The 17,919-nt window shown below is 71.4% G+C and carries 12 protein-coding genes and 1 pseudogene; 12 read left to right on the top strand and 1 reads right to left on the bottom strand.

The genetic code is table 11. The features are described 5' to 3' along the window. Nucleotides 1-508 precede the first annotated feature (508 nt). The 7 genes and pseudogenes from tssE to POL25_RS29610 all read left to right on the top strand — a co-directional run bounded on the left by tssE (nucleotide 509) and on the right by POL25_RS29610 (nucleotide 8,292). Nucleotides 509-928: a type VI secretion system baseplate subunit TssE gene (gene tssE / locus POL25_RS29635; protein WP_272089606.1), complete on the top strand. Its 420-nt coding sequence runs from the start codon at nucleotides 509-511 to the stop codon at nucleotides 926-928. Nucleotides 929-935: 7 nt separating this feature from the next. Then, entirely contained in the window at nucleotides 936-2,666 is a 1,731-nt protein-coding gene (gene tssF, locus POL25_RS29630; protein WP_272089605.1) for a type VI secretion system baseplate subunit TssF, read from the top strand. Beyond that, nucleotides 2,642-3,676, top strand: a complete 1,035-nt coding sequence (gene tssG / locus POL25_RS29625) for a type VI secretion system baseplate subunit TssG (RefSeq protein WP_272089604.1) — start codon at nucleotides 2,642-2,644, stop codon at nucleotides 3,674-3,676. Before tssF ends, tssG begins: the two co-directional genes overlap by 25 nt. Next, entirely contained in the window at nucleotides 3,673-5,046 is a 1,374-nt protein-coding gene (locus tag POL25_RS29620) for an FHA domain-containing protein (protein ID WP_272089603.1), read from the top strand. Before tssG ends, POL25_RS29620 begins: the two co-directional genes overlap by 4 nt. After that, a complete protein-coding gene (locus POL25_RS29615; protein WP_272089602.1) occupies nucleotides 5,039-5,986 on the top strand; it encodes a hypothetical protein in 948 nt (315 codons plus the stop codon). Before POL25_RS29620 ends, POL25_RS29615 begins: the two co-directional genes overlap by 8 nt. Nucleotides 5,987-6,847: 861 nt before the next feature. Next, nucleotides 6,848-6,943 (top strand): annotated as a pseudogene (locus POL25_RS45030) (hypothetical protein); the annotation flags it as partial. Between the two features lie 11 nt (nucleotides 6,944-6,954). Beyond that, nucleotides 6,955-8,292 carry an FG-GAP repeat domain-containing protein gene (locus tag POL25_RS29610; protein WP_272089601.1) on the top strand — a complete coding sequence of 446 codons (1,338 nt, stop codon included), beginning with the start codon at nucleotides 6,955-6,957 and terminating at the stop codon, nucleotides 8,290-8,292. 589 nt (nucleotides 8,293-8,881) lie between these two features. Here POL25_RS29610 and POL25_RS29605 read toward each other — a convergent pair. Beyond that, the gene (locus POL25_RS29605) at nucleotides 8,882-9,487 is read right to left on the bottom strand and encodes a hypothetical protein (protein WP_272089600.1); all 606 of its coding nucleotides are present in this window, start codon (nucleotides 9,485-9,487) and stop codon (nucleotides 8,882-8,884) included. A gap of 173 nt (nucleotides 9,488-9,660) precedes the next feature. Here POL25_RS29605 and POL25_RS29600 point away from each other — a divergent pair, with 173 nt between their 5' ends. The 5 genes from POL25_RS29600 to POL25_RS29580 all read left to right on the top strand — a co-directional run bounded on the left by POL25_RS29600 (nucleotide 9,661) and on the right by POL25_RS29580 (nucleotide 17,919). After that, nucleotides 9,661-11,427 (top strand): FHA domain-containing protein, encoded by a 1,767-nt coding sequence (locus tag POL25_RS29600; RefSeq protein ID WP_272089599.1) that lies wholly within the window; start codon nucleotides 9,661-9,663, stop codon nucleotides 11,425-11,427. Nucleotides 11,428-11,505: 78 nt separating this feature from the next. Next, nucleotides 11,506-12,303 carry a type VI secretion system lipoprotein TssJ gene (gene tssJ, locus POL25_RS29595; RefSeq protein WP_272089598.1) on the top strand — a complete coding sequence of 266 codons (798 nt, stop codon included), beginning with the start codon at nucleotides 11,506-11,508 and terminating at the stop codon, nucleotides 12,301-12,303. A 19-nt stretch (nucleotides 12,304-12,322) separates the two neighbouring features. Beyond that, the gene (gene tssK / locus POL25_RS29590) at nucleotides 12,323-13,687 is read left to right on the top strand and encodes a type VI secretion system baseplate subunit TssK (protein WP_272089597.1); all 1,365 of its coding nucleotides are present in this window, start codon (nucleotides 12,323-12,325) and stop codon (nucleotides 13,685-13,687) included. Between the two features lie 3 nt (nucleotides 13,688-13,690). Then, nucleotides 13,691-14,359 carry a DotU family type IV/VI secretion system protein gene (locus tag POL25_RS29585; protein WP_272089596.1) on the top strand — a complete coding sequence of 223 codons (669 nt, stop codon included), beginning with the start codon at nucleotides 13,691-13,693 and terminating at the stop codon, nucleotides 14,357-14,359. Nucleotides 14,360-14,364: 5 nt separating this feature from the next. Then, entirely contained in the window at nucleotides 14,365-17,919 is a 3,555-nt protein-coding gene (locus tag POL25_RS29580) for a type VI secretion protein IcmF/TssM N-terminal domain-containing protein (RefSeq protein WP_272091143.1), read from the top strand.

The following is a 17,919-nucleotide window of genomic DNA, read 5'->3' as shown; positions in this document are numbered from 1 at the left end:
GGACGGAGTGAGCGTTCGGACATGTCCTTCGGGACAGGGTGGTGGGTGGACCGGCCCGGCCGATCGCCTTTGGCGGCGCCGCGAGCGAGCGCGTCGCGGCGGAGCGCGGACCGACGGCGCCGAGATCGCGGCGCCGGGGCCGGTCCGGCGCGGGGGCGAGGCGCGGAGCCGCGTGTGCGAGGAGATCCGCGAGGCGCCCCGGCGAGGCGCGCCGCCGCCTCCGCGTCGACGCCGCGAGGAGGCGCGGAGGCAGATCGGGGCGGGCCCGCGCTCCGCTTCGTTCGCCAGAGTCATGGCGTCGGGCCGCGGCCTCCGGCCAAATTTCAGAACCTGTCCGATTGGTCATGTGATGTGGGCGGGCGTCCGCCGCGCGCTCGCATGCGCGCGTGCGCGCGGGGGCGCGAGGCGGAGCCGTCTGGTCCGCGGCCCCGCCCGCCTGCTATCGTCGCAGTCCGCCGGGCCGGGAGGCGCGGCGTCGCGCGCACCGACGGGGGGATCGAGCAGGCCGATGAATTCCACGAGCCAGGGGTCGGGCCCGAAAGCGCCGCGCCGGGGGTTGTTGGCGCGACTGTCGACGGGCGGGCAGCGGATCGGCGAGCTCGAGTCGATCGTGACGCACCTGCAGGAGCTGCTCAACACGCGCTCCGGCGAGTCGCTGTCGGCGTCGGACTTCGGCATCGTCGACTTCGCCGACGTCGTCCACAATTTTCCCGAGGCGACGCAGGTGCTGCAGCAGAGCATCCGCGCCACGATCCTCAAGTACGAGCCGCGCCTGCGCAACGTCTCGGTCCACCCGGTCCCGAGCGGCGACACGCTGATGATCGCGTTCGAGGTGTCGGCGCGGCTGGCCAGCGGGGCTCAGCGCGGGGTGTTCCGCGTGCGCACCGAGATGACTTCGACCGGCAAGATCCAGGTCTCGGGGCGGTGAGGCAGCGATGAGCTTTTCGCACTACTACAAGAGCGAGCTCGCGTTCATCACCGAGATGGCGCGCGCGTTCGCGGAGGCCAACCCCGCCACCGCCGGCCTGCTCAAGGAGCGCAGCAGCGACCCCGACGTCGAGCGGCTGATCGAGGCGTTCGCGTTCCAGGCCGCCGGCATCCGCGCGCGCATGGACGCGGTGGCGCCGAGCATCGTCCACGGGCTGGCCGAGCTGCTGCTGCCGCACTACCTGCGGCCGCTGCCGGCGGCCACGATCGTCGAGTTCCAGCCCAACATGCGGGCGCTGCGGAACCGCCACAAGGTGGCGAAGGGCCGGGTGCTGCAGTCGCGCCTGGTCGAAGGGACAGCCTGCAAGTTCCGCACGTGCTGGGACGTCGACCTCGCGCCGGTCGAGGTGGTCGACGCGACGCTCGACGACTCGGTGGCGGCCCGCCCGGCGATCAAGATCACCCTGCGGCTGTCGGAGACCGGCAAGGGCGTGCTGGCCGAGTGCGAGCGGCTGCGGTTCTTCCTCCACCACCGCGAGCCGTCGCTGCCGGCGACGCTGATGATGTGGCTGTCGCGCCACTTCACCGGCGCGAGCGCCAAGACCGGCGAGGGCGAGGGCGGGACGGTCCAGCTCGGGGCCAAGGCGATCGAGCTGGTCGGGCTGTCGCGCGACACGGCGGTGTTCCCGTGGCCCGACACGGCGCCGACCGGCTACCGCGCGATCCTCGAGTACTTCACGCTGCCGGAGAAGTACCACTTCTTCGATCTGCTCGGCCTCGACAAGGTCAAGCTGACCACCAACGAGCTGACGCTGCGCCTCGAGTTCGAGCGCCCGCCGCCGCTGCCGACCCAGGTCGGCAAGGACACGTTCCGCCTCCACTGCACGCCCGCGGTCAACCTGTTCGAGGTCGCGGCCGAGCCGGTGCAGTACTCGCCGCTCGAGCGCGAGCACCTGCTGCGCGCCGACGGGGTCGACCCGCGGCACATGGAGGTCTACGAGGTCCGCGGCGTGACCGGGGTCGGGCGCGCGACCAACACCCGGCGCCAGTTCCTGCCGTTCTACCGCTTCACCCACGCGGGCGCGGCCCGGTCGACGCCGCACTACTCGCTGCGCCGGGTCGAGGCGATCGACGACGGGGTCGACACGTACATCACGCTCGACGAGCCGGCCGGCTCGGCGCCGACGCAAGAAGAGTCGGTGTCGATCGAGCTGGTGTGCACCAACCGCGGCCTGCCGCGCGAGCTGCAGCCGGGCCAGATCACCGAGACCACCCCGGGCGCGATGTTCCGCGGCTACGAGAACATCACCCAGGTGACGGCGCCGATCCGCGTGCCGCTCGGGTCCGAGGCGCTGTGGCGCATGCTGTCGCATCTGGCGATCGGCCAGCGCGGCCTGGTCGAGGTCGAGGCGCTGCGCGCGTTGCTCGGGCTCTACAACCTCCAGGGCCTCGGCAACGTGCAGATCGGCCGCGGCAACGAGCGCCAGATCGAGTCGGTGCGCCGGCTGCAGCGCGAGACGGTGACGCGGCTGGTCTACGGCATCCCGATCCGGGCGGTGCGCACCCGCATCGAGCTCGACGAGTCGGGCTTCCCCTCGGCCGGCAACGCGTTCGTGTTCGGCGGGGTGCTCAACGCGCTGTTCGGCTCGCTCGTCAGCCTCAACGCGGCCAGCGAGGTCGTCATCACCCTCGTCCCCTCCAAGGCGGAGTTCGCGTGGCCCGTGCAGATCGGCCTGTAAAGGAGACGGCGGAGTCGTGGGCCGAGCGCCTGGCCGAAGCGCCAGGTCTGGTCGATTTCTTCACCGCGGTCGACGTGCTGACGGCCGCCACCGGCGGCGGCGAGCTCGGGGCCGGCGAGCGCTTCCAGGACGAGCGGGTGCTGCTCGGCCACGCGCCGGGGCTCGGGTTCCTGCGCGCGGAGGTCGAGTCGGTGGCGCTCGAGCGCGGGCCCGACGGCCTGCGCGCGCGCCTGGTCGCCGACTTCTTCGGCCTCACCGGCGCGGCCACGCCGCTGCCGCTGCACATGGCCGAAGAGGCAGATCGCGACGACGACCACGGCGAGGTCGTGCGCGGGGTGCTGGGGCTGTTCCACCACCGCCTCCTCAGCCTGCTGTACCGCGGGGTGCGTCAGCTCGACTACCCGGGCGGCTTCCGCGAGGACGGCAAGGATCCGTGGACGCTGCGCGTGCTGGCGCTGCTCGGGGTCGGCGAGCGGGCGCGGGCGCTGTCGATCGGCCACCTGCTGCGCCTGGCGCCGGTGCTGGCGTCGGGCGTGCGCTCGCCGCAGATGCTCGAGGCGGCGCTGCGGATCGCGCTCGACGACTGCCTCGGCGCCGCGCAGATCCGCTGCGAGCCGTTCACCGGCGAGTGGATGCCGATCGACCCGGCCGAGTGGTCGCGCCTCGGCGGCGGCACGGCCAGCGTCGGGGCGACGTCGGTGCTCGGCACCAGCGTGATGCACCGCTCCGGCGCGGCGCGGGTGGTGGTCGGCCCGCTGTCGGGCGACAACTACAAGGACTTCACGCCCGGCGGCCGCGCCTACGAGCGCGCGGCGGAGGTGCTCGACACCTTCCTCGACGAGCCGCTCCACCTCGACATGATCCTCGAGATCCAGGACATGACGTACCCGCCGGCCCGCCTCGGCGAGCGCCGGCTGGCCGACGATCTGTGGCTGGCCCGCAGCAAGCAGGCCGGCCTCACCACCCGCATGGCAGTGCCGATGGGCAAGCGGCGCGAGGGAGCGGCTTGATCAAAGGACAGGTCCCGAAGTTCAGCCTGGTCGTGACGGTGATCGACACCGAGGAGCACCGCTCGAAGCGCCACGAGTTCCAGCGCGGCCCGGTGCGCATCGGTCGCGACCCGGGCAACGAGCTGCAGCTGCCCTACAAGTTCGTGTCGTCGTGGCACGCGGTCGCCAAGTTCGACGCCCGCGGCGCCCGCGTCGAGGACCTCGGCGGCGCCAACGGCCTCAGCGTCGACGGCCAGCGGGTCGCGTCCGGCGGCCGGGTCGAGGTCCGCGGCCGCGTCAAGATCGCCATCGGCCCGGTCGAGCTGCTGATCGAGCACAAGGTCGAGGGCGCCCAGCAGCCGCAGCAACAGCAGCAATCTGGCCCTCCGGACCTGTTCGAAGAGCCAGCTCCTCGCGGGGCCCGCCCGCGCGGCGGGGCGCCGGGGCCGACGCCGCCGGACGAGCTGCACATGCGCGACCGCCGGTCGGCGCAGGGCGAGCTCGGCGACGGCGACGAGCCGCCGTCGCTGATGCCCGAGGGCGGGACGCAGCAGATGAACCTGTCGCGGCTGCACCAGGCGATCCTGCGCCTGCGGCCGCTGTACGAGAAGCTGCGCGAGGGCCACATGGCCTGGGACGCGGCCCTCGGCGAGTCGATGGCCGAGCTGTCGACCGGGCGCGACCGCGGCGAGGCGCTGCTGCTGCAGCGCGAGTTCCCGCCGCTGTCCTTCGGGACAGGTAGCGAGGGCCCGGCCGCGCTCGACCACGGCGGCGCCGAGTTCTATCAGCAGGCCGAGCTCGGGGCGGTCGCGCAGGCGGCCGAGCAGCTGCTCGAGGGCCTGCGCCCGCCCGGCAACGTCGACGAGACCCGCCGCTTCCTCGACCGCTGCGTCGCCGCGCTGCGGGCCTTCGCGGTCGCCACCGTCGAGCTGCAGGAGCTGATGCACCGCCAGGGCGGCGAGCTCGGGGTGCGCGTCGACGGCGACGAGAACCCGCTGCTGATCGCCGAGTCGGACGCGGACCTGCTGCGCTACTTGCTCGACTGGCGAGCGACCCGCGAGGAGCGGGCGCACCAGCTGGCGGAGGTGTTCGCGGCGGCGATGGCCCACCTGCGCGGGGCGCTGCGCGGGACGGTGAGCGGCGGGCAGAAGGTCGGCGAGACGCTGTCGCCGCGGGAGATCGAGCGCTCGGTGACGGCGGCCTGGCCGACCCGCGCGGGGGCGCTGTGGCGCCGCTTCGAGGAGCGCTACGAGTCGGTGTTCGGCGACGGCGACGAGGGTCTGGGCAAGGTGTTCCGCACGGCGGCCGGGCGAGCGATCCGCGAGGAGCTCGCGCGCGCCGGGATCCGCGTGCAGTCCGGCGAAGACGCCGAGGAGGACGAAGATGCGTAGGTCGATGATGACGATGTTCGCCGGGACGGCGCTGCTCCTCGCCGCCGGCGCTTGCAAGCCGAAGGACCGCGACATGCCGGTCTGCCCGTCGATGGTGGCGGCCGAGCGCGCCAACGAGGCGGACACCCAGACCCTGCCGGTCGACGTGTGGTACTCGGTGCTGGTCCGCAACTTCAATCGCATGGCGATGGAGCCGCCGGACGAGCCGCGCGAGTGCAGCGGCCGGCCGATCGAGGTGACCTGGCCGGACAACCTCAAGGAGGATCCGCGGGCCACCGCGCGACCGCTCGACAAGCGCCGCCTCGGCGACGGCGACGTGACGTTCACGCAGGGCGAGGACGGGGCGCTGCTGGTGTGGGCGCGGATCCAGGACCTCGGCAACGGCGACGCGCTCGGCCCGGTCGCGCTGGTCCGATGGGTCGAGCGCGGCCTCGAGGTCCGCGGGATCGGCAGCGTCCAGGCCCCGGCCCAGCGGCCCCGCCTGCGCCTGGAGCCGCTCGGCGTCGACGCCAAGGTGCTGGTGGTCGAGAGCGAGAACTGTCCCAAAGACCAGCCCGGGGCCAAGTGCTCGCGCGAGGCCCAGCTGCTGCCGCTGGTCGAGCAGCGGTTCGTCAGCGCGCCGATGATCGAGGACGGGGTCGACATCGGCCCGGCTCGCTTCGTGCTCTCGGACCACTTCGAGCTGACGCTCAAGGACGGGTGGATCCGCCGCTACGACCTGGTCCGCCTGCTCAAGTTCGAGAAGGGCGTGCCGATCGTCGACGAGACGATCCGCAGCAAGGACTGCGACCCCAAGAACACCGCGACGCCCTGCGAGGAGCGCATCGACGCCGCCGAGAAGCGCCCGCTGGTGTTCCGCGACGGGGTGTTCATCGCCCCGCGCAGCGCCTGGACCCGCACGCGGCTCGAGAACACGACGCAGGTGCCCACAGGCGGGTAGACCACCGCGAGGTCGCGGGACTCCGAACAGACATGTTCTTGTGAACATGTCCTATCGCTCGGCATGATACTGAGCGCAGCCTCCGCATCACGAGGGCGGGGGCCAGCGCTCTGGAGGCGAGCGAGGGAGCGCGAAGCCTCGGACGTCGTTTACACCTGCAACCCGAGCTGCGTACCCCCAACGGCTGTTCGCGTGGGAACGCAAATGGGCGGTGCCTGGACAGGGCGGGTGACGCTGCTTCACTCGCGTATGCCCATGGTGGCAGGAGGAATCGAGCAGGTGCGTGACTCACAGGTTTGTTTGTTGGCGTTGGCGTTATCGGCCGGTTGTGATGATAGCGCGGAGGAGGTCGGGGCGCGGGCGATCGAGGCCGCCGCGGACTCGTGTGACGAGCCCTGTGCCCCGGGCGCGAGCTGCTGTACGGAGGTCTTCGTGCACGGCAACGGGTCTCCCGTCGGCTGGTTGCGCCGCGGGGCGCCGATCGCCGTGCCGATGGCTGAGGGCGCCGGGTTACGGCGTCGTCGGCAGCGGCTGCGGGGGCCCCGGGGACATGATGTGCAAGCCGGCCTGCGTGCTCGACAGCACCGACGAGAGCCTCTCCTTGAGGGAGACACTCGCCGACTTCATGGGCACGTTCGCTATCGGGCGCCTGTACTCCGAGCTCACCTACGACAACAAGTGCAGCGCGATCTCGCAGATCGCCAACGCGGGCGTATCGACCCCTGTTCACGGGCCGAACTGCGTCGCGAATGCCAGCCAGATCCGCAGCTTCCTCGACGAACGGCCGACCGAGCCCGGCTATGTCCCGACCGACGACGGACCGATCCCGACCGGCAAGTGTAGCCTCGCTGCGGCTGCGCGACGGAACCCGCGAGCGGCGCGTGGCTCCTTGGGCTCGCGCCCCTGTTCCTCCGTCGTCGTCGGCGCGACCTGGACAGGCACACATGCGCGCGCTAGGGTGTCGGACCATGCCCCTTCGACGAGCGCTGGCCGTGCTCGTACTCGTTGCCGCCTGCGGCGACGAGATGGCGCCGTCGCCATCGTTCCGCCACTGCGGCGACGGGATCTCGGTCGATGGGGAGGTCTGTCTCAAGGTCGAGCGGAAGCCGACCCCAATCGGCGGCGGGGTCTTCCTCGCGGGCGACTTCGGCGGTGATGGTTCGCGCGACTATTACGTGGATGGGGAGGGGTACAGCGGCAACTATCGCGTGACGAGGGAAGGCCCGCACTCCTGGGATGTTTTGTACCGGGGGGAGTTTCGCGGTGAGGACGGCCTGGAACACACGGTCTACCGCGCGAGCGGCCGAGATTTCGACGGTGATGGCTTCAGCGACCTGCTGGCGCTGATGCAGTACGAGTACTGGTCGTACGACGTCCAGGCAGTCGCGTTCGGCGGCATCGTGCTCCATACGCGCCCGGGGTACCAGTTCGACTACGAGCGGTACCTGTTCTGGGAGTACAGGCCGGAGTACCACGGCGACCCGGAGAGCCGGTTCGACGGGGCATTCGGCGACTTCGACGGCGACGGCGCAACCGATCTGGTGTTCGCGACCAACCTGCACCGGGCGTACGTGTTTCGGGCGAAGCCGGGCGCGCCGCCGGGGCAGATGTTCGAGCTCGAGCAAGAGCTGGATCTGGGGCCATTCGTGGCGCGGGACAACATCGTCACGGTGGTCGTCGACCTCGACGCCGACGGGCGCGACGACCTGGTGCTCGTGGACGGAGTCGGGCGCGTGTGGACGATGTGGAGCGACGCGCAAGGCATGCTCACGCCGGGGACGCTGAACGACGCGCCCGTGTTGCCGCCCATGGCGGCGACGGTGCTCGCACGGGATGTCGACACCGATGGTGTCGTCGACCTCGTCGGCGCGGCGACCACGTTCGTGGCCGGACAGGGGCAGCAGCCGGGGGAGTTTGCGGTCGCGCGGGGCGAGACAGGCGGGAGGTTCACCCGGGTCGCCGCCTGGACCGACGCGGGCCCCACGCAGACGAACGCGCCGTTCGGCCCGCCCGTCTACTACGTCCACCTCGTGCTGCTCGACCTCGACGCGAGCGGTTACCCGGCGCTGGTGTACGCGCTGCCCGAGCCGCGCAAGCTGGTGGTGCATCCGCAGGTCGGTCGCACGCGCGGGGACGAGGCGATCGAGCTCCCGCTCGACCTCGAGCCGGCGGGGGTCTTCGCCGATCCGCAGCCGGACGGCACGGTCGATCTGCTGGTCTCGCTGTGGCTCGACGACAACGGCACCGAGGACGACGAGTCGGACGATCGCGGACCGTTCATCGATCGCTATCGCGTCGATCCGTGAAGGGCGGCAGAGCAGGAGCACGGGTCGATCCCGGGTGATGCTCGTCGATGGGGTCGCTCATGAGTTGCGCCGGCGAGCGGAGAGCAACACGGTCATGTGTCCATTGAAACATGTCTCATAAGACATGCGTAGCCGAGGGCGGCACGCAGTGATCGGCGGAGGTCTGTCCGATGGACGTCACGAAAGGCGAGCCGGACCGGCGGGCACGGGCGGGGACGGCTGCAGCGGTGCGGGGACGACAGAGTCCGGGACGTGCTGCCCACGTCGCGGTGCATGGGACCGGCAGCGCCGGCGACGAGATCATCCTCGACGACGCGGGGCCGAGGAGATCGACGCCCGCACCGGGTGGCGCGGGGACATCCGGCGAACTGGGGTTCGCCCGGCCGATCGAACGGGCGCTTCGGCGCGGGAGCAGATCTGCCGCCGGAGGGCCGCCGCGGGCAGCTGTCCGGGCAAACGCGAGCGCGCGACCACCTGACTCGAGGGTCAGGCGATCGCGCGGGGGCGGGAGCAACGCGAGCGCGCGACCACCTGACTCGAGGGTCAGGCGATCGCGCGGGGCGGGAGGGAGCTGTCCGTACGGACAGGTTCAGTCGGCGCCGCCGGCGCGCTCGACGGCGGAGCGGGTCGGGCGGTAGACGTCCTTGCGGATCTGCAGGTCGATGGTGAGGACCTTGCCCGACTTGCGCACGACCGCGAACACCTCGTTGGCCTCGGCGAGCGAGCGCTGCTTGGTGTAGCGCAGCTGGTTGCGCTTGAAGGAGTTGCGGCGGTAGCTGACCGGCTCGTCGTACTTCTCGCGGTCGGGGACCTTGATCAAGGTGTAGCGATCGAGCTCGGTCTGGGCGAAGGCGTAGCTGCAGGCCGTGTCTTCGCACTCGTTGTCGAAGCTGACCCACAGCACCGGCATGCCGTTCTGCTCGCTGGTGCCGACGACCTTGCCGGGGGTGTTCTTGCCGATGATGCGCTCGAGCGGGCGGTAGGCGCCGCGCTCGGTGATCTTGCGCTTGTTGACCTCGTAGCTCTGATTGACCGACGACTCGCGGTAAATCGAGATGAGCGTCTTGTTGGGGACCACGCGCAGGGTCTTGAGCTCGGAGTCCTTGTCCTTGATGCGCCCGAACTCACCCGGAGTGAGATCGAGCCGGCGAGCGCATGCGCTCGCGACCAGCGCCGTGGCCGTGAGGAGGAGCACCGCGAGGGGCCGACGCCAGGCGAGCTTGCCTCGAAGGTCGGAGTTCGCAGGCGCCCGCAGATTCATGTGCCGCTCCACCTGGCTCATTGGGTACCATAGGGTCCTTACCTTCCCGCCCGACTCGAGTCAATCATGTCGAGCAGACCGCCGCGCGCGCGCGGGAGCAACCACTGATGATCCGCGTCACGATCCGCCGCCAAGACTCCAGTCAGGACGAGGTTCACGAGTTCACGCTGCCGCAGATCACGGTCGGTCGCGTCGACCGCAACCACGTGGTGTTGCCGAACAACCGCGTGTCGAGCGTCCACGCCCGCGTGATCGAGAACGAAGAGGGCATCGTCCTGGTCGACAACAACTCGACCAACGGCACCTTCGTCAACGGTGAGATGGTGCGGGGGCCGGTGGTGCTGGCGCCGCACGACGCGGTCGACATCGGCGTGTTCACGCTCCACTTCGAGCGGGCCGAGGAGGGCCACGAGGTCCAGGAGTCGTATGGCGGCGGGCCTGACTTCGAGGATCCGCAGGCCTACGGCGAGGGCGAGCCGCAGGGCGAATACGACGAGTTCCAGGGCGGTCCGGAGCCGATCGGCGAGCCGCCGGACTTGCTGCTCGGCTCGGCCGAGCCGACCCCGACCGACCCGATCGCGGCCCACGACGTCGAGCGCATCCCCGCCCGCACGGTCGAGCAGGTCGGCCCGGCCGGCAGCGGATCGTTCCGGATCTCTCCTGACGCCCCCGACGTCCCCGCCCGTCCGTACGGCGCGGATGTGCGCCGCACCGCGGTCTCGCCGCGACGCACCGAGCCCGACCCCGAGCCGCCGCGCACGCTCGACGACGCGCTCGCGCTGGCGTTCCGCCAGACCTCGGAGGCGCTGCTCGGCGAGCCCCCGGGGCCGCAAGCGCGGGTGCGCGCGCTCGCGGCCGCGCGCGAGATCGTCGAGCGCACGCTGACGATGGCCGATCCGCGCCAGCGGCGGCAGTGGATCGATTGGCTGGCCCAGGAGGTCGCGGGCACCGGTCCGCTCGACGACATCCTCGCCGACGCCGCGGTGTCGGAGGTGCTGGTCGCCGGCGCCAGCCACATCGAGGTCCGGCGCGGCGAGCAGCGCTCGCGCCACCCGGCCCGCTTCTCGTGCGAGCAGGCGGTCGGGCTCGCGCTCGAGCGCCTGGTCGGCACCCGCACGACGGCGTCGGCGCCGATCGTCGACGGCGTCACCGAGGCCGGCGTGGCCGTGCACGCGATCGGGCGCCCGATCGCGGCCTCGGGCCCGATCCTCGTGCTGACCCGCGCGGCGGGCGATACGCTGTCGTTGGCCGCGCTCGGCGAGCGCAAGACGCTGTCGCCCGCGGCCGCCGAGATGCTGTCCGCGGCGCTGCGGCAGCGCCTGAATTTCCTTGTGTGCGCATCGACCCGCGCCGACACCGGCGCGCTGCTCGGGGCGATGGCCAGCGAGCTGCCCGGCGACGCGCGGGTGGTCGCGGTCCACCGCGGGCCGATCGCGGCCGCGCTGGCGAGCCGGGCGATCGTCCTCGACGCGGCCCGCGACGCCACCGCGGCGGTCCGCAGCGCGGCGCGGATGCGACCCGACTTTCTGTTCGTACAGGACCTCGGCGGGGTCGAGGTCGCGGAGCTGTGCGCGACGGCGCGGCGCCCCGGCGGGGCGACGGTCGCGGTGCTCGCGGCCGACAACGTCGAGGTCGGGCTCGAGCGGATGCAGGCCACGCTGGCGCTGACGTCGGCGGGCGCCGATCCGACCCATCTGCGGGCCTACGTGGCGGGCTGCTTCGACGTCGTGGTGGCGCTGCGTCGCTCGCTGTCGGGGCGCGATATCGTCGCGCAGGTGGCGGAGCTGCGCCGCGGCGATCTCGTGGAGCTGTTCGCGCGCGCCGACGACGAGTCGCCGCTGCAGTCGACCGGTGTCACACCGACGCTCGTGTGAGCCGCGAGCGCATGGGCGGCGTCGCGCACGGTGAATCGCCGTGCTGGAGCTGCGACGGTTTCTGCTACCTTCGCCGCTGTGACAGGGCGCGAGGGAAGGGTGCCGTCGGCGGTCGTGTGGCCCGCGGCGCTGGTGTTGGCTGCGGCGGCGTTCGGCTGCCGGGCCGGTGACGAGTCGAAGCCGCCGTGCGAGGCCCAGCCGGGCGTGCAGGCGCTAGTTCAGGTGTCCGACGTGGTCAACGTCGGCGAGGGCGGCGAGTCGTGGCCGACGACGCTGGTGGTCTACCAGCTCAAGGGCATCACCAGCCTCGACCAGCCGCTCGACCCGGACGCGATCGCCAACGAGGGCGAGAAGGTGTTCGGCGACGAGTACGTCGACAAGCGCGAGCTGGTCGCCTACCCGTCGACCGACGACAAGCTGACGCGCGACAAGATGACGATCGCGCTCAAGCCGAACACCACGCACCTGGTGGTCGTGGCCCAGTTCCGCGAGAAGATCGGCTCGGCCTGGTACGCCTCGATGGCGGTGCCGCCGAACACCCGCGAGGACCAGTGCGCCGCGGTGGCCGAGGACGAGGAGCCGCGGCTGCCGTGCCTCTACGTCTCGCTCGAGCGCAGCGAGCTGGCCGGCGGGGCGTTCGCGCCGTCGGGCTTCGAGCTGTCGACCTTCGAGACCGTGTGCGCGGCGCCTTCGACCGCCAAGAAGAAGCCGAAGAAGAAGAAGAAGAAGGCCGAGGTGCCGAAGGTGCCGAAGACGCCGCAGATGCCCAAGACGCCGACGACGCCGACGACCCCGTCGACGCCGAGCACCCCATCGGCGCCGAGCATGCCGTCGAAGCCGACGGCGCCGACCGCCCCGAAGCTGCCCGGACGCTAGGACTGGAGAGGATTACGCGATGCTGAGCGGACGACCCGTGTGGAACGAGGGGATGCTGCTGTGCCCGCAGCACATGCAGCAGCAGGACCTGTATCACGAGCAGAACCTGGCGGCGCGGCTGGGGGTGATGACCGCGCTGTCGTGGGGCGTCGCGGCGATCTCGTTCGACGCCGGCGCGATCAAGGCGGGCCAGCTCGCGCTCACCAACTTCCGCGGCGTCCTGCCCGACGGGACCGCGGTGATGTTCGAGGCGACCAGCCAGAGCCGCCCGGCGAGCCGACCGATCGCGCCGGCGTTCCCGCCGAGCATGCGCTCGGTCGAGGTGTTCCTGGCGCTGCCGACGATGCGCGAGGGCGTGGCCAACTACGCCGGCGCCGAGGTCACCGCGGGGCTGCAGCGCTACAAGACGGTCACGCGCAACGTGTTCGACCTGACGATGGCTCGCAGCGAGCGCGAGCTGCAGTTCAGCGAGCCGAACCTGGTGCTGCTGTTCGGCAGCGAGCCGCGCGACGACTACGCCGCGATCAAGGTCGCCGAGGTCGTGCGCGACGAGACCGGCGGGTTCCGCCTCAACGACGAGTACATCCCGCCGTGCCTGACGATCGGCGCCGCGCCGGCGCTGCTGGCCGCGCTGCAGGACCTGCTCAGCCTCTCGGTGACCAAGCGGCGCCGGCTGGCCGAGGAGCGGCGCACCCGCGACGGCGTGCGCATCGAGTTCAACGCCCAGGACATCACGCGCTACCTGTTTTTGCAGACGCTGAGCGGCGCGATCCCGGTGCTCAAGCACTTCAGCGAGGCGCCCGCGACCTCGCCGTGGCCGGTCTACGTCGAGCTGTCGCGGCTGTGCGGCTCGCTGATGACGTTCTCGTCGGAGGGCGACCCGGCCGAGCTGCCGGCGTTCCAGTACAACGACCTGCAGGGCGCGTTCGGCAAGCTGACCAATGAGATCAAGCGGCTGCTCGGCCTCGTGATCCAGGAGGCGTTCGTGACGGTGCCGCTGCGGGCCCGCCAGGACAACTCGTGGATCGGCGAGCTGCGCGACGATCGGCTGCAGCGCTGCACGCAGTGGGTGCTCGCGGTCGAGGCCGAGGGCGAGCAGCAGCAGGTCGCCAACGAGGTGCCCGAGCTGGCCAAGATCGCCAGCTGGAAGCGCATCCCGCTGGTCGTGAAGAACAACGTGCTCGGCGTGCCGCTGAAGACCGCTCACCGCCCGCCGCCCGAGATCCCAATCCGTCCGCGGCAGGTCTACTTCCTCGTCACCACCGACGACCCGCACTGGCGCGAGATCCTCAACGAGCGGACCATCGCCATCTACATCAAGCCGCCCTACGACCCGCGGCGGGCCAAGGTCACGCTCATGGGGATCTTGGCGCGGGAGGACTAGCGCATGCACCGGATCTACGAGGTGACGCGGGTCTGCTTCGACCACGCGCTCCTGCTGAACCAGCCCGAGGGCGTCACCGACGTGGCGACGCTCCACCGCAGCGCGGTCGACCAGGTCGAGGCGACCGAGGCCGCGGCGCGCAAGGTCGGGTTCGGGGCCGAGAACGCCCGGCTCATCAAGTACGCGCTGGTGGCCTTCATCGACGAGGTCGCCCAGGCCACCCCGGGTCCGGTCGCCGACTTTTGGGTCGACCACCTGCTGCAGCGCGACTACTTCAACGAGGTCCGGGCCGGCGAGAATTTCTTCGTCCACCTCGAGAAGCTGCTCGGCGCCCGCCGCGACGACGAGGACGCGCTCGACGTGCTGCAGGTGTACGCGACCTGCCTGTTCCTCGGCTTCCGCGGCAAGTACGTCGCCCGCTCGAACGAGAAGGGCTTCGACCAATTGTGTCGCCGCGTCGAGGACAAGCTGAAGGACCGGCTGGCGTTCGAGGACGGCCTGCCGGCCCCGGCCGAGGCCGAGTGGAAGCGGCCGGGCCACACCAGTAACCTGGCGCTCTGGCTCGGCGCGCTCGCGCTGCTGTTCTCGGTCGCGCTGCTGTGCGGCTACGAGAGCGAGCTGTCCGAAGACGCCGAGGCGCTGGCCGGCCGACTGCAGGAGGGCGTGCCGTGAAGGGGATGATCTACGTCCTGACGTTCGCCGGCGCGGCGATCGCCGCCGTCGTCGCCGCGGTCCGCTACCTCAAGCTGCCGCAGGAGTACGTGTGGTGGACGGCGGCGCTGATGGCGGTGGTGGTGATCATCGCCGGCATCATCACCTTCGTCAGCTTCCTGCGCGCCAAGAAGGCCGCGGTCGACAAGGCCAACCCCAAGGCCAGCCAGGAGCAGCTCGACTTCGCTAACCGGCTGCGCGACGTCGCGGCCACGCTCAAGCACGTCGAGCGCCACCAGCGGGCCACCGCGCCGGCGCGCCCGCGCCTCGTCAGCGCCAGCGCCGACGCCCCGTGGGTGGCGGTGCTCGGCCTGCAGGGCCAGGGCAAGACGCGCCTGCTCGGCGGGCCGCACCCGAAGCGCCTGCCGGAGTACGATCATAACGGCCCGGTCAAGGGCGCCGACGCCAGCGCGGCGCCGGAGGACCGGCCGCGGCTGTTCAGCGCGCCGGGCCAGGCGGTGTTCGTCGAGGTCCCGCACGCGCTCGCGCACCGCGAGGACCTGCGCAAGTCGTGGCTCGCGGAGCTCAAGCTGCTCAGCAAGCGCCGCCAGCCGCTGCACGCGATCGTCGTGTGCGTCGCCGCCGACGACCTCGTCTCCGCGTCCGACCCGATCGCCCGCGCCGGCGAGATCGGCGACCTGCTGGCCGCCGAGGTCTCCGACCTGGTGACGAGCCTGCAGGTCCACGCGCCGGTGTTCCTGGTCGTGACCCGCCTCGATCGCCTGTCGGGCTTCGGCGACGTGCTCGGCGCGTTCGAGACGCTGACCTCGCCGCTGGGCTTCGAGCTGCCCGACGGCCGCAGCGAGGAGCTCGCGGTCAAGGAGCTGCGCTCGCGCTTCGACGCGCTGGCCGGCTGGCTCGACCGCCGCGCGCTGCGCCTGCTCAGCCGCTTCCGCGAGCCCGATCCGCCGCGGCAGGGCCGGATCTACACGCTCGTGCAGCAGATCGCCGGCATGCAGGAGCCGCTCGCCGCCATCGCCCAGCGCCTGCTCGCGGCCCGCGGCGGCGACCCGGTGCGCCTGCGCGGCGTGTTCCTCACCAGCGCGATGCAAGACGGCGAGCCGGTCGTCGACGCGGTGCTCGAGAACCTGGCCCGAAAGACCCGCGGCAGCTTCACGCCTGCCGCGGCCGACCCGGTCCCGAGCAAGCGCATCTTCACCGAGGAGCTGATCGGCACCCACGTGCTGCGGGCCGGCGGCCTGGCCCGCCGGACCTCGCGCTCGCTGCAGCGGTCGACGGTCAAGCGCGTCGTCGTCGGCGCGTCGCTCGGGCTGGTCGGCCTCTACATCGCGCTCGACGCGGCCGGCGCGGCCGGACGCAACCGCGACCTCAACCAGCAGACCGCCGACGCCAGCGCGGTCGCCTCGGCCGAGCTCGGCGGGCGCCGCCGCGTCCCGGTCGAGAGCGGCAAGATCGTGCCGCTGCGCGAGCTGCTGGCCCGCTGGGAGGACGAGGGCGGCGGCGACGTCGACCACGTGCGCGAGTGGGGCCTGTTCCGCGACGAGGTCGTGCCGCCGCTGCGCGGCTTCTACAAGGACGCGATGTTCGCCGGCGTGACGTCGACGCTGCGCGACAAGGCCGAGGCCGAGCTGCGTGACTTCGCGGCCCGCTTCGAGTCGCCGGAGCTGATCCCCGACATCGAGGATCGGGTGCGCAACCGGCTGTCGCTGCGGTTCTACCTGCTCGTCACCGGCGACAAGAAGAACTACGAGATGCAGCCGATCAGCGGCGAGTCGAAGTTCCTGCGCGAGACGCTGCGGATCCGCTGGTCGGGCAGCGCGCGCACGCAGACCGGGACCGCCGAGTACGGCGCGATCGAGCGGGCGGTCGACAAGTACATCGACCTCGCCCAGGACAGCGACTTCAACCTGCCGCGCGACCCGCTGCTCATCGAGCAGGTGCAGGAGATCCTCAAGCGCGAGGACTCGGTGCGGGCCGAGGTCGACAAGATCGTCGACGAGGTCAACGGCATCCAGGAGCTGGCCAAGATCAACCTGCGCACGCTGACCGGCCTGCCGGACCTCGAGAACGACGGCACCGAGGTGCGGCCGGCGTTCACGATCGAGGGCTGGGCCTACGTCAAGCGCGAGCTGGCGAGCGCGCTCGAGGCCGACTCGTGGGTGCTCGGGCTCGACCAGGCCCAGGCCAGCCAGCGCCAGCGCCGACGCGGCGCGGAGATGCGGACCGAGTACTTCAAGATGTACATGGAGGAGTGGCGCCGCTTCATCCAGCGCACGCGGATCGCCCCGCCGACCAGCCTCGACGAGGGCAAGCGGCTGATGGGCGAGCTGGTCAAGGGCCCGCGCCTGCCGCTGTGGCGGGTGTTCGCGGAGCTCAAGCGCCACTCGGAGATCGTCGACGACTACGACTACGGCGACAACAAGTCGCTGCTGGCCCTGCTGAGCAAGGACAAGGACAAGAACACCGGCGGGCTGGTCAAGGCCGACGCGGTGCGGCGGGAGTTCGCGCGCCTGGTGCTCTTCGCCGTCGCGCCCGAGGGCAAGGAGGGCATGGCGGGGCTCGACCAGTACCACGGTCGGCTCAAGGAGCTGCGCGACGCGATCGGCAAGGCGCTCGAGAACAAGGAAGAGGAGAAGGCGCTGGTCGAGCAGCTGCGCGGCGCGATCGACTTCACCAAGTCGCTGGTGCAGGACGCCGAGCTCGACACCTGGACCGCGGGCACGACCAAGCTGCTGGTCACGCCGCTCGAGGAGCTGCTGCGCATGCTGGTCCGCGACCAGGGCACCGGCGCGGTGGCCGACTGGTGCGCGCGCATCGTCGACCCGATGTACGAGCGCTTCAACGGCCGCTACCCGTTCGCCGCCGACTCGCGCAGCGACGCGGCCGTGGCCGACTTCGAGGAGTTCTTCCACCCGGAGAACGGCTTCATCCGCAAGGCCCGCGAGGAGCTGCTGTCCGGCTACGTCGTGCTCGAGGGCAACACCGTCGAGCTGCGCGACCGCGGCCGCAACGACGGGCCCAAGCTCGACGCCGGCGTGATCCGGTTCCTCAACCGGGCCCAGGACATCGGCACGGTGTTCTTCCAGAACGAGGAGCTGCGCGTCGACTTCGAGATGATCCTGGCCTGCAACCCGCAGGTCAGCAAGGTCGAGGTCACCGTCGAGGGCAAGAAGATCGAGTTCGCGTGCGGCAACGAGAAGCCGACGCTCTTGCGCTGGCCCGGCAAGGAGGAGCACGGCGCGTCGCTCAAGGCCTACGGCCGCCAGACCAACAAGGTGCTGGCGATGTCCGGCGAGTGGGGCCTGTTCGAGCTGCTCGAGAAGCCGCCGTCGACCGTGCCCGAGTTCAAGGGCGACGAGGTCATCGGCTTCCGCTTCGACATGACGTCGTACAACCTCGGCCAGCTCGACGTGCGCGTGCGGCCGCGCCGGGTCCGCGGCGGCACCGCGTTCTTCGGCCTGCCGAACGGGAACAAGCAGTTCCTGTCGCTGGTCCGCGCCGCCGACGTGCTGCCGCCCAAGCGGCTGTTCACCAACATGACCCCCTGCGGAGGCAGCTGA

Origin of the sequence: Nannocystis bainbridge (assembly GCF_028368995.1) — a bacterium.
In the GTDB taxonomy this organism is placed as follows: Bacteria; Myxococcota_A; Polyangia; order Nannocystales; family Nannocystaceae; genus Nannocystis; species Nannocystis bainbridge.
The sequence above is the reverse complement of the archived record's forward strand: the minus strand, read 5'-3'. Positions and strand labels throughout refer to the sequence as shown.

Excerpts from the sequence above, each read along its gene's own strand:
- tssE (WP_272089606.1), top strand. The coding sequence starts at position 509 with ATGAATTCCACGAGCCAGGGGTCGGGCCCGAAAGCGCCGCGCCGGGGG.
- tssF (WP_272089605.1), top strand. The coding sequence starts at position 936 with ATGAGCTTTTCGCACTACTACAAGAGCGAGCTCGCGTTCATCACCGAG.
- POL25_RS29615 (WP_272089602.1), top strand. The coding sequence starts at position 5,039 with ATGCGTAGGTCGATGATGACGATGTTCGCCGGGACGGCGCTGCTCCTC.
- POL25_RS29610 (WP_272089601.1), top strand. The coding sequence starts at position 6,955 with ATGCCCCTTCGACGAGCGCTGGCCGTGCTCGTACTCGTTGCCGCCTGC.
- POL25_RS29600 (WP_272089599.1), top strand. The coding sequence starts at position 9,661 with ATGATCCGCGTCACGATCCGCCGCCAAGACTCCAGTCAGGACGAGGTT.
- tssK (WP_272089597.1), top strand. The coding sequence starts at position 12,323 with ATGCTGAGCGGACGACCCGTGTGGAACGAGGGGATGCTGCTGTGCCCG.
- POL25_RS29585 (WP_272089596.1), top strand. The coding sequence starts at position 13,691 with ATGCACCGGATCTACGAGGTGACGCGGGTCTGCTTCGACCACGCGCTC.
- POL25_RS29580 (WP_272091143.1), top strand. The coding sequence starts at position 14,365 with ATGATCTACGTCCTGACGTTCGCCGGCGCGGCGATCGCCGCCGTCGTC.